The sequence below is a fragment of the Arsenophonus endosymbiont of Crataerina pallida genome (assembly GCF_964020125.1).
Classification (GTDB): domain Bacteria; phylum Pseudomonadota; class Gammaproteobacteria; order Enterobacterales; family Enterobacteriaceae; genus Arsenophonus; species Arsenophonus nilaparvatae.
The window spans coordinates 3,741,042-3,756,334 of the sequence record NZ_OZ026540.1; the positions used below are offsets into that span (position 1 = coordinate 3,741,042).

The following is a 15,293-nucleotide window of genomic DNA, read 5'->3' on the forward strand; positions in this document are numbered from 1 at the left end:
CAAAACAAGCTAAAATTCTCTCTCTCAAAACACCTTCGGTGTTGTCAGGTTAAGCCTCTCGGGTCATTAGTACTGGTTAGCTCAACGTATCGCTACGCTTACACACCCAGCCTATCTACGTCCTCGTCTCGAACACCCCTTATAGGACATTACTGTCAGGGAAGACTCATCTTGAGGCAAGTTTCCCGCTTAGATGCTTTCAGCGGTTATCTCTTCCGCACTTAGCTACCAGGCGATGCCATTGGCATGACAACCTGTACACCAGTGGTGCGTCCACTCCGGTCCTCTCGTACTAGGAGCAGCCCCCCTCAATCTTCCTTCGCCCACGACAGATAGGGACCGAACTGTCTCACGACGTTCTAAACCCAGCTCGCGTACCACTTTAAATGGCGAACAGCCATACCCTTGGGACCTACTTCAGCCCCAGGATGTGATGAGCCGACATCGAGGTGCCAAACACCGCCGTCGATATGAACTCTTGGGCGGTATCAGCCTGTTATCCCCGGAGTACCTTTTATCCGTTGAGCGATGGCCCTTCCATTCAGAACCACCGGATCACTAAGACCTACTTTCGTACCTGCTCGCGCCGTCACGCTCGCAGTCAAGCTGGCTTATGCCTTTGCACTAACCTCACGATGTCCGACCGTGATTAGCCAACCTTCGTGCTCCTCCGTTACGCTTTGGGAGGAGACCGCCCCAGTCAAACTACCCACCAGACACTGTCCTCAGCCCGGATTACGGGCCTAAGTTAGAACATCAAACATTAAAGGGTGGTATTTCAACGTTGGCTCCATGCAGACTGGCGTCCACACTTCAAAGCCTCCCACCTATCCTACACATCAAGGCTCAATGTTCAGTGTCAAGCTATAGTAAAGGTTCACGGGGTCTTTCCGTCTTGCCGCGGGTACACTGCATCTTCACAGCGAGTTCAATTTCACTGAGTCTCGGGTGGAGACAGCCTGGCCATCATTACGCCATTCGTGCAGGTCGGAACTTACCCGACAAGGAATTTCGCTACCTTAGGACCGTTATAGTTACGGCCGCCGTTTACTGGGGCTTCGATCAAGAGCTTCGCCTTACGGTTTACCCCATCAATTAACCTTCCAGCACCGGGCAGGCGTCACACCGTATACATCCACTTTCGTGTTTGCACAGTGCTGTGTTTTTAATAAACAGTTGCAGCCAGCTGGTATCTTCGACTGGCTTCAGCTCCGGATGCAAGACCCTTCACCTAATGCCAGCGTGCCTTCTCCCGAAGTTACGGCACCATTTTGCCTAGTTCCTTCACCCGAGTTCTCTCAAGCGCCTGAGTATTCTCTACCTAACCACCTGTGTCGGTTTGGGGTACGATTAATGATTACCTATCGCTTAGAGGCTTTTCCTGGAAGCTGGGCATCAACTACTTCACCACCTTGGTGGCTCGTCATCACGTCTCAGTGTTGTAGCAGTGCGGATTTGCCTGCACTACCCACCTACTCGCTTAAACCGGGACAACCGTCGCCCGGATAGCCTAGCCTTCTCCGTCCCCCCCTTCGCAGTAACCCTTAGTACGGGAATATTAACCCGTTTCCCATCGACTACGCTTTTCAGCCTCGCCTTAGGGGTCGACTTACCCTGCCCCGATTAACGTTGGACAGGAAACCTTGGTCTTTCGGCGAGCGGGTTTTTCACCCGCTTTATCGTTACTTATGTCAACATTCGCACTTCTGATACCTCCAGCAGACCTCTCAGTCTACCTTCTACGGCTTACAGAACGCTCCCCTACCCAACAACATCTAAATGTCGCTGTCACAGCTTCGGTGCATGGTTTAGCCCCGTTACATCTTCCGCGCAGGCCGACTCGACCAGTGAGCTATTACGCTTTCTTTAAATGATGGCTGCTTCTAAGCCAACATCCTGGCTGTCTAAGCCTTCCCACTTCGTTTCCCACTTAACCATGACTTGGGGACCTTAGCTGGCGGTCTGGGTTGTTTCCCTCTTCACGACGGACGTTAGCACCCGCCGTGTGTCTCCCGTGATAACATTCTTCGGTATTCGTAGTTTGCATCGGGTTGGTAAGTCGGGATGACCCCCTAGCCGAAACAGTGCTCTACCCCCGAAGATGAATTCACGAGGCGCTACCTAAATGGCTTTCGGGGAGAACCAGCTATCTCCCGGTTTGATTGGCCTTTCACCCCCAGCCACAAGTCATCCGCTAATTTTTCAACATTAGTCGGTTCGGTCCTCCAGTTAGTGTTACCCAACCTTCAACCTGCCCATGGCTAGATCACCGGGTTTCGGGTCTATACCCTGCAACTTAACGCCTAGTTAAGACTCGGTTTCCCTATGGCTCCCCTATGCGGTTAACCTTGCTACAGAATATAAGTCGCTGACCCATTATACAAAAGGTACGCAGTCACACCCTTTCGGGTGCTCCCACTGCTTGTACGTACACGATTTCAGGTTCTATTTCACTCCCCTCGCCGGGGTTCTTTTCGCCTTTCCCTCACGGTACTGGTTCACTATCGGTCAGTCAGGAGTATTTAACCTTGGAGGATGGTCCCCCCATATTCAGACAGGATAACACGTGTCCCGCCCTACTCTTCGAGTTCACAACACTTACCGTTTCAGATACGGGGCTATCACCCTTTATTGCCGGCCTTTCCAGACCCTTCTCCTGCGGTAAATATTGATGTTGACTCTGGGCTGCTCCCCGTTCGCTCGCCGCTACTGGGGGAATCTCGGTTGATTTCTTTTCCTCGGGGTACTGAGATGTTTCAGTTCCCCCGGTTCGCCTCGTTTGACTATGAATTCATCAAACGATAGTGCATTAATGCACTGGGTTTCCCCATTCGGACATCGCCGGCTAGTACGCTTCATATCAGCTTACCGACGCTTTTCGCAGATTAGCACGTCCTTCATCGCCTCTGACTGCCTAGGCATCCACCGTGTACGCTTCATTCGCTTAACCTCACAACCCGAAGGTGTCTTCTACTGTCTTTTTGTTGGGTTATGGCTGCGCGTCCACCAATTCTTTGTTGGGCAGTGCGCGCAATGCTCACGTACTTTAGTACGCTGCGCTTGCTGTGCGCTGGCCGCCTCGAATTGCTGACTGCTCGCTCATAACGCTTCATCATGACAACAAAAACCCAACTGATTGGAGTTTTGAGAGTTCTCCACACTATTTTTTCAATAATGTGTGTTTCAATTTTCAGCTTGTTCCAGATTGTTAAAGAGCATAATTGGTAAACCAACTCACTAAATTGGTTTAATCATTATTGCGTAAAGCACAAACAGTGCACAACACTAAAAGCGTGATGCACCGCCTTTCTAAATCACTAAAGTGGCGTCCCCTAGGGGATTTGAACCCCTGTTACCGCGGTGAAAGGGCGATGTCCTAGGCCTCTAGACGAAGGGGACTTCAAGCTCTTTAGTCAATCTTAGATTGGCTTTACGCGCTATTTCATCAGACAATCTGTGTGAACACTCACATTCCATCTATCTAGGTAAGGAGGTGATCCAACCGCAGGTTCCCCTACGGTTACCTTGTTACGACTTCACCCCAGTCATGAATCACAAAGTGGTAAGCGCCATCCAAAAGGTTAAGCTACCTACTTCTTTTGCAACCCACTCCCATGGTGTGACGGGCGGTGTGTACAAGGCCCGGGAACGTTTACTCAACTATTTTTTTGCGTTTTTAATTTATATGAATATATTTTCGTCATAATGAATTAAAATTCTACGAAATTAGCTCGATCTTATAGTATCCATTCAACTTTATGATTTAATAAAATTCAAAGATAAGACTATATGGTATTTTATTAGATCTAAATTCACTTCATTTGATTAAAAGAATATTTAATAATATAAAATACAAATTTATCTATTCACTGTTTGTTAACTAATTCAAATAGTTTACTTAGGATAAAAATAGCAATGACTTCTAATATAAGACCTTATTTGCATTCAAAACCTGTTATTGGAAATAGTGTGTTTATCGATCCAACTGCTGTGATAATTGGCGATGTACGTATCTCTGATAATGTAAGTATTTGGCCACTAACTGTCATACGTGGTGATGTCAATTATATATCTATCGGAGCAAGAACTAATATTCAAGATGGTTCAGTACTTCATGTTACTCATAAAAATAAACTTAATCCCCAAGGATATCCTCTTATTATTGGCGAAGACGTTACCATTGGACACAAAGTTATGTTGCATGGATGTACTATTGGTAACCGAACTTTGGTTGGAATGGGTTCAATTATTTTAGATGGCGCAAAGATTGAGGCTGATGTCGTTATCGGTGCAGGTAGTTTAGTCACTCAAGGCAAAAAATTAGAAAGTGGTTATTTATATATTGGTAGTCCTGTAAAACAGATTAGAAAATTATCGTCAGAAGAGTTAGAAGGCTTAGTTCAGTCCGCAACTAATTATGACAATTGGAAAAATAATTACTTATAAGTGTATTATTAAAGATGCTATCCTTAATTGTTACCTGATATCGTTATCATTTTTTCCGTATAAATATACCAACTAATTTATGTCAGCATTTTCTTTTAATCGCTGTAATACAGATGAAATATCAGGTAATTTACCGTGCCATAGTTTAAAAGCAAAAGCCGCCTGACCGACTAACATACCAATACCATCAGCATATTTTAATACTCCGTGGGTTTTCGCTAATGTTAAAAATGGTGTTTCATTTAATCGATAGAACATGTCATAACAAAAAACATTTTGCTTAAATATATTGGATGAAATAGCAGGAACTTCCCCTGCAACACCAGAAGATGTCGCATTGATCACTAAATCATACTCAGCGGAATGAATAGACTCCAACATCAATGAATTAATATGCCCTATAGCAGAAAATTGTTTTGCTAGTTTATCTGCTTTGCTAAATGTTCGATTCGTAATCGTTATTCGACAGCCATAATTTAAAATAGGAGCTATAACACCACGTGCTGCACCACCAGCACCAATTACTAATATATGCATTCCCTTTTCAATAAAGCGCAAACGCTCAAGATCTAAAACTAAACCTATTCCATCGGTATTATCACCAAGTAATCTATGATCATCTAACCTCTTGATAGTATTAATTGAACCACATATTTGAGCTTGTTCAGTTAATTCATCAACTTTATGGTAGGCTAATTCCTTGAAGGGTAAAGTAATATTTGCTCCCTTTCCTCCTCGGCAAAAAAAATCATCTAATTTTTCTTCAAATTTATTTAAAGGAACTAGCACTTTTCCATATTCATATTTAATACCAGTTTGCTCAGCAAATAATTTATGAATAAGTGGTGATTTACTATGTACTACTGGATTTCCAAATACCGCAAATTCTTCCATTTGCATTACCCTTTTCGATACAAGTGACCTGTCATTATATCTCGAATTTCAGATGGATTCTTACGTCCTCCAACAGAACCCTCTAAAACGGATACTTGGCCATTAAACTGAGCAATAACTTCTTCTTTTGTTCTGCATGGTGATAATCCATTTAAATTAGCACTAGTAGAAATCAATGGTTTGCCATATAAAAAACAAAGCTTTTTAATTAATTCAAAATTTGTAATACGAACCGCAAGTGAATCAAATTTTCCTGTTAACCATTTTGGTATGTCTTTTCTAGCGGGCACTACCCAAGTTATAGCCTCAGACCCTGTTGAAAGCATCATTTCTTTTTGTAAATTAGTTAATTTATTATCATCAATATAAGGTGTTAATTGTTTATAGTCTCCAGCTATTAAAATTAGTCCTTTTTTCCATGAACGCTGTTTTAATAATAATAACTTACGGACTGCTTTATCGTTATAAGGATCACATCCGAGGCCAAAAACAGCTTCTGTCGGATAGGCTATAATTTTACCTTCCTTTAGCGCTAAAATAATATTCCGAAATGAAGGGGATATTTCATCAACCATACCAATTTATTCCATTTATTTTTATTACTGCTGTTTATTACATAATTTATTTGCACAAAATATTTTCATATTTTGTGAAACCTTTTTTTCTATTAATAATGGATACTGACAGAAAGAACATTTACCAGAAATTGGTTTAGCATTCAGCACAAATTGACATTTAGGATAACAATTACAACCATAAAATACTTTGCCAAAACGTGATGTTCTTTGCAGTAATTCACCACCTTGACACTGTGGACATCCAACTAATGTTTCATCAGGTTTATCAATTAACTCTGTATGTTCACATTTAGGATAATGACTGCAACCAATAAACATACTAAAACGTCCTTGCTTCAAAACCAAATTATGCCCACATTTGGGACAAAAATAATCCGGTAATTCTTTAATTATTTGACTGTCTACTGCTTGTTTTAATGGCCGAACATAATCACATTTAGGATAGTTAGAGCAAGCTACAAAAGGCCCATAGCCCCCATTTCGAATAATAAGTTCACTTTGACATTTAGAGCAATGCTCCTTATCTTCACCTGCCATTTTTCTAAAAAGGGTTGGCTTTTGCATTCTCATCTCACTTTAATTACTCAACTCTAATATATCAACCAGACACAAAGATAATTTTACTCATCAATTCAAATTCCAATAATTGAGCAGATACCTCAGTAATTGATAAGCCACTTCTTTCAGCAATTAAATCTATAGGCGTTGGTTCATAATTAATATAACGCAATATATTATTCATAGAATTATCGATCGATAGATTATCAGATAGGATTTTATTTTCTGGTAACCATTGTAGTCCACTGTTTAAATATTCAATAACATCTTGAGGCGAAGAGGCTAAATAAGCCCCCTGTTGAATTAACCAGTGATTACCTTCATATAAGGTATTTCCTAACGCACCTGGTAAAGTAAAAATATCTTTACCTTGCTCCAATGCACATTTAGCTGTAATTAATGAACCACTTTTTAATCCAGCCTCAATCACAACGACTGCTTTACTTAAGCCACTAATTATACGATTTCGACGCGGAAAATTCTTGGCTAATGGAGGAGTATCTGGTAGATATTCTGATACTAACGCCCCTTGCTCCTTAATTTTATCCGCCAAACTAGTATGTTGGGTTGGATATAATTTATTTAAACCACTACCTAATACAGCAACAGTTATTCCATCATGTTTTAATGCAGTTTTATGGCTAATTCCATCAATACCTATTGCTAAACCACTGGTAATTGTAAATTTGTGATGTACCAGTTCCTGACTAAATATTTGAGCCCATTTCTCACCATAAAAATCATTATAACGACTCCCTACCAAAGCAATTTGAGTAGAAGAAAGCGCTTTCTCTTTACCAGCAACGAAGAGTATAATTGGTGGCGAATATATCTGTTTTAATAAATATGGATAATTTGGATCGGATAACGTAATGAGTTTATGCTCGCTTACATCAAGGCATTTCATTGCCGCATAAATAGCTTTTGAATTTGCATGAGTAAATTGTATACATTGATTCGGTGATAACCCACATGCCCGAAGAGAAGCAATTTTAACATTATTTAATGCAATAAGTTTTTCTACAATTGCAGCAGCATTGACAGTTGAAAGATGAGAGACCATTCTCATACGTAACCATATTTCCATTGGATCCATATACTTTCCAGACTTAATTGGCAATAAGTGTGTTCCATTTATAACCAATACTGTCAATCATAATGAGAAATGTCTAGAATAGGTATTAAATAACTTTCACTTTTTGGATATAGCTTTAAACATTTATGTCAGTATTAAATATATTACATTACCCAGATGAGCGTCTTCGCAAAATTGCAGAACCGGTAAAAAAAGTTGATGCAGAAATACAACGTATCGTGAATGATATGTTTGAAACGATGTATGAAGAAGAAGGTATTGGTTTAGCCGCAACACAGGTTAATATTCATCAAAGAATTATTGTTATAGACGTTTCAGAATCTCGTAATGAAAGATTGGTACTTATAAATCCTGTTATCCTAGAAACAGCTGGTGAAACTGGAATTGAAGAAGGTTGTCTTTCTGTACCGGAACAACGGGCATTTGTATCTCGTGCTAAATGGGTCAAAATTAAAGCCTTAGATATCAATGGGAAAGAGTTTGAATTAGAAACTGATGATCTACTTGCTATCTGTATTCAACATGAAATAGATCATCTAAATGGCAAATTATTTATTGACTATCTTTCTGCATTAAAACGCCAACGCATTAGGCAGAAAATTGAAAAGCTTGAACGTCTAAAAGCTAAAACAACAAAATGATATTTATCATATTTTATAATATAGGGATCTTTACGTGTCAGACTGTCTACGAATCATTTTTGCCGGCACCCCAGATTTTGCAGCACAACATTTAGCTGCATTACTTGGTATCAAGGATAAGTATCAAATTGTTGGCGTTCTGACACAACCTGATAAACCAGCTGGAAGAGGGCGAAAACTCGCATCAAGCCCAGTAAAAACGCTAGCCGAAGAAAATAATATTCCTATTTTTCAGCCAACAACTCTAAAAACAGCAGACAGTCAGCGCTGGATTGAAAATCAGCATGCCGATGTTATGGTTGTTGTCGCATATGGCCTAATTTTACCTGAAATTGTATTAAATATGCTACCAATGGGCTGCCTGAATGTTCATGGCTCACTACTACCCCGCTGGAGAGGCGCAGCGCCAATTCAACGCTCAATTTGGGCTGGTGATAAAGAAACCGGTATTACGATTATGCAAATGGATATTGGTCTGGATACCGGAGATATGCTTTACAAAGTTAGCTGCCCTATTGAACTAAAAGATACTAGCGCAACCCTATATCAAAAACTTGCAAAACTAGGCCCTATTGCACTCCTACATACTCTTGATTTACTCACTTCAGGTCAAGCAAAACCAGAAGAACAAAATGATACATTCGCTAACTATGCTGAAAAACTGAGTAAAGATGAAGCATTAATTGATTGGACACTTTCGGCTGAAGAAATTGAGCGATGTATCCGTGCATTCAATCCTTGGCCAGTAAGTTATTTTATTGTTGCAGATCAACCTATTAAAGTTTGGTATGCCGAAGTCATTGATCATGAAATTGACGCTTCACCACTGGGAACAATTTTAAGTGCCGATAAAACAGGGATTAAAGTGGCAACCGCGAAAGGTATTTTAAATATCTTAAAAATACAACCGGCCGGTAAAAAAATAATGTTAGCTAGTGATTTTCTAAACTCTCGTCACGGATGGTTTATTCCTGGCAGAATAATAAATTCAGCATTGCAACCAAATTAGTAATAAATTTCTTGTTTGCATTTATGATTAGTGGGTAATTATATTTAACATGAATAAAAAATATAACCTTAGAAGCATTTGTGCCCAAGTCATTGCCCAGGTTATTGATCAAAAACAATCATTAAGCACTGTACTTCCCGAATGGCAAAAAAATATATCAGATAAAGATAAGGCTCTTTTACAAGAACTCAGTTTTGGTGTACTTAGAGTGTTACCCTTATTGGAATGGTTTATTCAACAATTAATAACTAAACCATTAAAGGGAAAAAAACGCATTATTCACTATCTTATTATGGTAGGAATTTACCAACTTCATTTTACTCGTATTCCCCCACACGCCGCACTAGCAGAAACTGTTGATGGTGCTATCACACTGAAACACCCTCAACTAAAAGGCTTAATTAATGGTGTATTAAGACAATTTCAACGGCAAGAACAAACATTAAATGCAAAAGCCAATAATAATGAAAGCAATTATTTACATCCTAAATGGCTATTAGAAAAAATTCAGCAAGTTTATCCTGCTCAGTGGGAAGAGATTCTTGAGGCCAATAACCAAAAACCACCTATGTGGCTAAGAGTAAATCAATTGTATCATTCTACTCACGATTATCTAATACTATTACAGCAAGCAGGTATAGAGGCCTGTTTAAGCAAAGACAGTAAATTCGCTATCAAATTACAAAAACCGTGTGCGGTTAACCAATTACCAGGCTTTGACCAAGGTTGGGTAACAATTCAAGATTTATCTGCTCAACAATGCGTTGAATTACTAGCACCTAAAAATGGTGAATATATCCTTGACCTTTGCGCAGCTCCAGGTGGTAAGACAACTTATATACTAGAACTTGCTCCCAAAGCTGATGTTTTAGCGGTTGATATTGATGAACTACGAATAAAACGTATCCAAGAAAATCTTAATCGACTAAAATTACATGCAAGAGTTATTGTTGGTGATGGACGTAGACCACTAGAATGGACATCGGGTGCAAAATTTGATCGTATATTGCTAGATGCACCTTGCTCTGCGACAGGTGTAATTCGTAGGCATCCGGATATAAAATGGTTAAGAAAACCGACAGATATCCAGCAGTTAGTTAAATTACAATATGAAATTCTAGAAGCTATCTGGCCTTATTTAAAAACCAATGGCATCCTGGTTTATGCAACTTGCTCAATTTTACCGGATGAAAACAAAGAACAAATACAGAAATTTCTTTTTCATCATCCTGAAGCATCTTTAAATAACAATATGGAACTAGGCCAACAAATATTACCCCCTCAACGTGGAGGAGACGGTTTCTTTTATGCTTCTCTGATAAAAAATTAACACTACTATTTTGAATAAATACTCAATCTGGCAGTAAGATAAAAATATAATGAAAATTATCATATTAGGTGCAGGACAAGTTGGTGGAACACTTGCAGAAAATTTAGTTGATGAAAACAACGATATCACTATCGTTGATACTAATACTGAACGTTTGCGCCAGCTACAAGATAAATTTGACCTAAGAGTTGTCAGTGGGCATGGGTCATACCCTAGGATCCTAAGGGAAGCCGGTGCTGAAGATGCTGATATGTTAGTCGCTGTGACAAATTCAGATGAAACTAATATGATTGCATGCCAAATTGCTTATTCTCTTTTTAATACGCCAAATAAAGTTGCTAGAATACGCGCATCTGAATATATCAAAGAAACTGAAAAACTTTTTACACCTGATCACATACCGATTGATTATCTTATTTCTCCAGAGCAGCTTGTCATTGATTATATTTATAAATTAATCCAATATCCTGGTGCACTTCAGGTTGTTAACTTCGCCAGTGGTAAAGTAAGTATTGTTGCTGCAAAAGCCTACTATGGAGGTTCATTAGTAGGAAATTCCCTCTTAAATTTACGCGAACATTTACCCCATATTGATACCCGAATTGCTGCTATATTTCGCCAAGATAGACCCATTCGACCACAGGGATCCACTATTATTGAGGCAGGAGATGAAATCTTCTTTGTTGTAGCCACTGAGCATATTCGTGCTGTAATGAGCGAACTGCAACGACTGGAAAAACCCTACAAGCGAATTATGATAGTTGGTGGTGGCAATGTTGGTGCAGGTCTAGCAAAACAGCTAGAAAAAGATTACAGCGTTAAATTAATAGAACGTGATCAAGAAAGAGCAACCGAATTAGCAGAACTATTACATGATACAATCGTGTTTTATGGTGATGCTTCAGATCAAGAGCTTTTAGCGGAAGAACATATTGAGCAAACAGATGTTTTTATAGCACTGACTAATGATGATGAAGCCAATATTATGTCAGCTATGCTTGCCAAAAAAATGGGCGCAAAGAAAGTGATGGTTCTTATCCAACGTTCTGCTTATGTTGATCTGGTACAAGGAGGAGTCATTGATATCGCTATATCACCTCAACAAGCAACAATTTCCGCTTTATTAGGACATGTTCGTAAAGCAGATATAATTAATGTTTCATCCTTACGTAAAGGCGTTGCTGAAGCGATAGAAGCTATTGCTCACGGTGATGAAAACACATCCAAAGTTGTTGGTAGAAAAATTTCAGAAATAAAGCTTCCTCCAGGCACAATTATCGGTGCTATTGTTCGTGATGATGAAGTCATCATTGCAAATAGCTATCATATTATTGAACAAGATGATCACCTCATTATGTTCATTACTGATAAAAAGCATGTTCCTGAAGTAGAAAAGATCTTCCAACCTAGCCCATTCTTTTTGTAAAAATTTTGATAGAAATATATTAATAGATATTATAATTTAAACATTCTTATAAAATTTTACGTTCTATTTTGATTAACGGTGAGGGGACTATGAGCTTTTTAAAAGAATTCCGTGAATTTGCAATGAAAGGCAACGTTATTGATCTAGCTGTGGGTGTTATTATTGGTGCAGCATTTGGCAAAATTGTTTCTTCTCTTGTTGCAGATATTATTATGCCTCCCCTTGGATTACTTATCGGCGGTATTGATTTTAAGCAATTTCATCTTGTCTTAAAGGAAGCCCACGATAATATACCTGCTGTTACTATGAATTATGGTGTATTTATTCAAAATGTTTTTGATTTTCTAATCATCGCTATAGCAATTTTTATTGCGATAAAACTTATAAATAAATTGCGTCGGGAAAAAGAAGAAGCACCAACTAAAGAAGTCACATTATTAACTGAAATTCGTGATTTATTAAAAAAACAAAAATAATCAAAACTAGTGGGTTAGTAATAATAAATTTTTAAAATTTTCTTTGATAACTCCCTTTTCCTTTTTTATTTTTTTTAATTCGTTGCCTAAACAGAGGATTATACAGTATCGCCTCTACTGCAATCTTCTTTATAAGGCCTCGTTTATGCTGATAATTTGCCATACCAAATTCTCCAATATCAATGACTTTTTAAATAAACATCTATAAAATTTTATTTCATCCAAAACGGACATATCATTTAATGTTTACTGGCGCCTTGTTCGAGGATCTCTAAAATTGAACATCCAGTACTAACATGTTTACTACCACAACAAGCCGCACTGAGCATTTTTAATGAATTTCTCATTCTCTCCATCTCTATAATTTTAATTTCAATATCCTGCAAACGAGCATCTACAATATTTTTCGACTCCTGGCAAGTATGATGGGCAGGATCAATGCGAATAGACAATAATTCTGAAATAGATTCCAAAGTAAAGCCTAACTGCTTAGCATAACGAATAAAACGTAAACGTTGTAAATCTTTTTTGCTATAAAGACGATAACCACTTTCTGTACGATTAGGACGTTCCATTAGCCCTTGTTTTTCATAGAAACGAATTGTATCGGTTGTAACATCTGCTAACTTAGCTAATTTACCTATATGATACATAACCACCTCTTATATATGTATAAATATTATCCACTATGATAGCAAACTATGAAATGACAAAAAGTTAATTTTTAGATAATAAAAAACCGGGATTAATCCCGGTTTTTTATGTAATTGCAAATTTATTCTGTAGTTACTTCTACTTGAGACTCAACAGTACGATCAACAAGCTCGATGTAAGCCATCGGCGCATTGTCACCTGCACGGAAGCCACACTTCATAATACGAGTATAACCACCTGCACGGGTCGCGAAGCGCGGTCCAAGTTCATTAAATAATTTTGCCACGATCTCATCATCACGAGTACGGGCAAATGCCAGACGACGATTAGCTACGCTGTCGGTCTTGGCAAGAGTAATCAGTGGCTCAACGACACGGCGCAACTCTTTCGCCTTTGGTAAAGTTGTCTTGATAATCTCATGACGAACTAAAGAGCCAGCCATGTTACGAAACATAGCTTGGCGATGGCTACTATTGCGGTTCAATTGACGACCACTCTTACGATGGCGCATGACCTTATCCTTCTCAGTAAAACCTTAACCTGTGATCTCATTCATCAGCAATACTTGCTGGAGGCCAATTTTCTAGACGCATGCCTAGCGATAAACCTCTTGATGCCAAAACATCCTTAATTTCAGTAAGTGATTTTTTACCAAGATTAGGCGTTTTAAGCAACTCAACTTCAGTGCGCTGAACCAAATCACCGATGTAGTGGATAGCTTCTGCTTTTAAACAGTTAGCAGAGCGGACAGTCAATTCCAGATCGTCAACTGCGCGCAGCAGAATCGGATCAAACTCTGGCTTCTCATCTTTAACTTCAACCTTAGCAATATCGCGTAAATCAACGAAAGCTTCGAGTTGTTTAGCCAAGATAGTTGCTGCTCGACGAATAGCCTCTTCTGGATCGATTGTGCCGTTAGTTTCCATCTCGATAACCAGCTTATCCAAATCAGTGCGTTGTTCTACACGCGTCGCTTCAACATTGTAGGCAATACGCTCTACAGGGCTATAGCATGCATCAACTAATAAACGACCGATTGGGCGCTCATCTTCTTCCGAATGAATACGGGCAGAAGCCGGCACATATCCACGACCACGCTGTACTTTAATACGCATATTAATAGCAGCGCTTTCATCAGTTAGATGGCAGATAACATGTTGCGGCTTGACGATTTCGATATCATCATTAGGGGTGATATCGGCGGCAGTCACAGGGCCAATTCCAGATTTATTCAAGGTCAGAATAACTTCATCTTTACCGTGAACTTTTACCGCCAGCCCTTTCAGGTTAAGGAGAATCTCCAGGATATCTTCCTGCACACCTTCTTTAGTGCTGTACTCATGCAGTACACCATCAATTTCAACCTCGGTCACAGCACAGCCCGGCATAGACGAAAGCAAAATACGGCGTAGTGCGTTACCAAGAGTATGGCCAAAGCCACGTTCTAACGGTTCAAGGGTTACCTTGGCGTGCGTCGAACTAATTTGCTCGATATCAACCAGGCACGGTTTAAGAAACTCTGTCACAGAACCCTGCATTGTGTCCTCTCTTTGGTACTAAGCTTTACTTAGAATAAAGCTCGACGATCAGGTGTTCGTTAATGTCAGCAGACAGATCAGCACGTTCAGGAATACGTTTGAACACACCTTCCATCTTAACCGCATCAACCTCCAGCCAATTTGGCTTCTCACGCTGTTCAGCAAGTTCTAAAGCAGCCTTAATACGAGACTGTTTTTTTGCTTTTTCACGAACGCTGATAACGTCATTCGGGGAAACCTGATAAGAAGCAATATTAACGACTTGACCATTTACCATGATAGCTTTATGGCTAACCATCTGACGTGCTTCCGCGCGTGTTGCGCCAAAGCCCATACGATAAACAGTATTGTCTAAACGACCTTCAAGCAAATTGAGCAAATTTTCGCCCGTATTACCTTTCAACCGTGTTGCTTCTTTATAATAGTTACGGAATTGACGTTCTAGAACACCGTAAATACGCCGAACTTTTTGTTTCTCACGTAACTGAACACCATAATCAGATAGACGCGGTTTACGTGCGCCATGCTGTCCTGGTGCCTGTTCTAATTTACACTTGGTGTCAATCGCGCGAACGCCAGACTTAAGAAAAAGATCTGTACCCTCGCGACGGCTCAGCTTGAGCTTAGGACCCAAATATCTAGCCATT

Annotated in this window: 14 protein-coding genes, 1 tRNA gene, 1 rRNA gene, 1 pseudogene and 1 other annotated feature; of the genes and pseudogenes, 6 read left to right on the forward strand and 11 right to left on the reverse strand. The window is 39.6% G+C overall.

Annotated elements, in window-relative coordinates; translation table 11 throughout:
* Positions 1 to 45: 45 nt before the first annotated feature.
* Positions 46 to 2,950, reverse strand: a 23S ribosomal RNA gene (locus AACL31_RS20165).
* A 373-nt stretch (positions 2,951 to 3,323) separates the two neighbouring features.
* A tRNA-Glu gene (locus tag AACL31_RS20170) sits at positions 3,324 to 3,399 on the reverse strand.
* Between the two features lie 87 nt (positions 3,400 to 3,486).
* Positions 3,487 to 3,727, reverse strand: a sequence feature (16S ribosomal RNA rRNA prediction is too short).
* A gap of 188 nt (positions 3,728 to 3,915) precedes the next feature.
* Between AACL31_RS20170 and AACL31_RS20175 the strand changes: the two genes are divergently transcribed.
* Positions 3,916 to 4,446, forward strand: coding sequence for a gamma carbonic anhydrase family protein (locus tag AACL31_RS20175; protein WP_310512439.1), 531 nt, complete (start codon positions 3,916 to 3,918; stop codon positions 4,444 to 4,446).
* Positions 4,447 to 4,518: 72 nt separating this feature from the next.
* Here AACL31_RS20175 and aroE read toward each other — a convergent pair whose 3' ends face one another.
* From aroE to dprA, 4 genes are read right to left on the reverse strand one after another with little or no spacing between them, the layout of a single operon-like run.
* On the reverse strand, positions 4,519 to 5,340 hold the full coding sequence (gene aroE / locus AACL31_RS20180) for a shikimate dehydrogenase (protein ID WP_290605735.1): 822 nt from the start codon (positions 5,338 to 5,340) through the stop codon (positions 4,519 to 4,521).
* Between the two features lie 5 nt (positions 5,341 to 5,345).
* On the reverse strand, positions 5,346 to 5,915 hold the full coding sequence (locus AACL31_RS20185) for a Sua5/YciO/YrdC/YwlC family protein (RefSeq protein ID WP_310512440.1): 570 nt from the start codon (positions 5,913 to 5,915) through the stop codon (positions 5,346 to 5,348).
* A gap of 24 nt (positions 5,916 to 5,939) precedes the next feature.
* Positions 5,940 to 6,482 carry a DNA topoisomerase family protein gene (locus tag AACL31_RS20190; protein WP_310512441.1) on the reverse strand — a complete coding sequence of 181 codons (543 nt, stop codon included), beginning with the start codon at positions 6,480 to 6,482 and terminating at the stop codon, positions 5,940 to 5,942.
* 34 nt (positions 6,483 to 6,516) lie between these two features.
* Positions 6,517 to 7,572 carry a DNA-processing protein DprA gene (dprA, locus tag AACL31_RS20195; RefSeq protein ID WP_310512442.1) on the reverse strand — a complete coding sequence of 352 codons (1,056 nt, stop codon included), beginning with the start codon at positions 7,570 to 7,572 and terminating at the stop codon, positions 6,517 to 6,519.
* A gap of 125 nt (positions 7,573 to 7,697) precedes the next feature.
* On the opposite strand from dprA, the gene def reads away from it, so the two are divergent.
* The 5 genes from def (at position 7,698) to mscL (ending at position 12,454) form a co-directional block, all read left to right on the forward strand.
* Positions 7,698 to 8,213 (forward strand): peptide deformylase, encoded by a 516-nt coding sequence (gene def / locus AACL31_RS20200; protein ID WP_032116407.1) that lies wholly within the window; start codon positions 7,698 to 7,700, stop codon positions 8,211 to 8,213.
* Between the two features lie 34 nt (positions 8,214 to 8,247).
* Positions 8,248 to 9,222, forward strand: coding sequence for a methionyl-tRNA formyltransferase (gene fmt, locus AACL31_RS20205; protein WP_310512443.1), 975 nt, complete (start codon positions 8,248 to 8,250; stop codon positions 9,220 to 9,222).
* Between the two features lie 49 nt (positions 9,223 to 9,271).
* Positions 9,272 to 10,552 carry a 16S rRNA (cytosine(967)-C(5))-methyltransferase RsmB gene (gene rsmB / locus AACL31_RS20210; RefSeq protein WP_310512444.1) on the forward strand — a complete coding sequence of 427 codons (1,281 nt, stop codon included), beginning with the start codon at positions 9,272 to 9,274 and terminating at the stop codon, positions 10,550 to 10,552.
* Between the two features lie 49 nt (positions 10,553 to 10,601).
* Entirely contained in the window at positions 10,602 to 11,978 is a 1,377-nt protein-coding gene (trkA, locus tag AACL31_RS20215) for a Trk system potassium transporter TrkA (RefSeq protein WP_310512445.1), read from the forward strand.
* Between the two features lie 89 nt (positions 11,979 to 12,067).
* Positions 12,068 to 12,454, forward strand: a complete 387-nt coding sequence (gene mscL / locus AACL31_RS20220) for a large-conductance mechanosensitive channel protein MscL (RefSeq protein WP_310512446.1) — start codon at positions 12,068 to 12,070, stop codon at positions 12,452 to 12,454.
* 37 nt (positions 12,455 to 12,491) lie between these two features.
* On the opposite strand, the pseudogene arfA reads toward mscL, so the two are convergent.
* The 5 genes and pseudogenes from arfA to rpsD all read right to left on the reverse strand — a co-directional run.
* A pseudogene (gene arfA / locus AACL31_RS20225) lies at positions 12,492 to 12,617 on the reverse strand (alternative ribosome rescue factor ArfA); the annotation flags it as partial.
* A 76-nt stretch (positions 12,618 to 12,693) separates the two neighbouring features.
* The gene (zntR, locus tag AACL31_RS20230; RefSeq protein WP_310512447.1) at positions 12,694 to 13,107 is read right to left on the reverse strand and encodes a Zn(2+)-responsive transcriptional regulator; all 414 of its coding nucleotides are present in this window, start codon (positions 13,105 to 13,107) and stop codon (positions 12,694 to 12,696) included.
* A gap of 122 nt (positions 13,108 to 13,229) precedes the next feature.
* Complete coding sequence (gene rplQ / locus AACL31_RS20235) at positions 13,230 to 13,619, reverse strand: 50S ribosomal protein L17 (protein ID WP_310512448.1); 390 nt, start codon at positions 13,617 to 13,619, stop codon at positions 13,230 to 13,232.
* A 37-nt stretch (positions 13,620 to 13,656) separates the two neighbouring features.
* Positions 13,657 to 14,646 (reverse strand): DNA-directed RNA polymerase subunit alpha, encoded by a 990-nt coding sequence (locus AACL31_RS20240; protein ID WP_310512449.1) that lies wholly within the window; start codon positions 14,644 to 14,646, stop codon positions 13,657 to 13,659.
* Between the two features lie 25 nt (positions 14,647 to 14,671).
* Positions 14,672 to 15,292 (reverse strand): 30S ribosomal protein S4, encoded by a 621-nt coding sequence (rpsD, locus tag AACL31_RS20245; protein ID WP_180816976.1) that lies wholly within the window; start codon positions 15,290 to 15,292, stop codon positions 14,672 to 14,674.
* Position 15,293 lies beyond the last annotated feature (1 nt).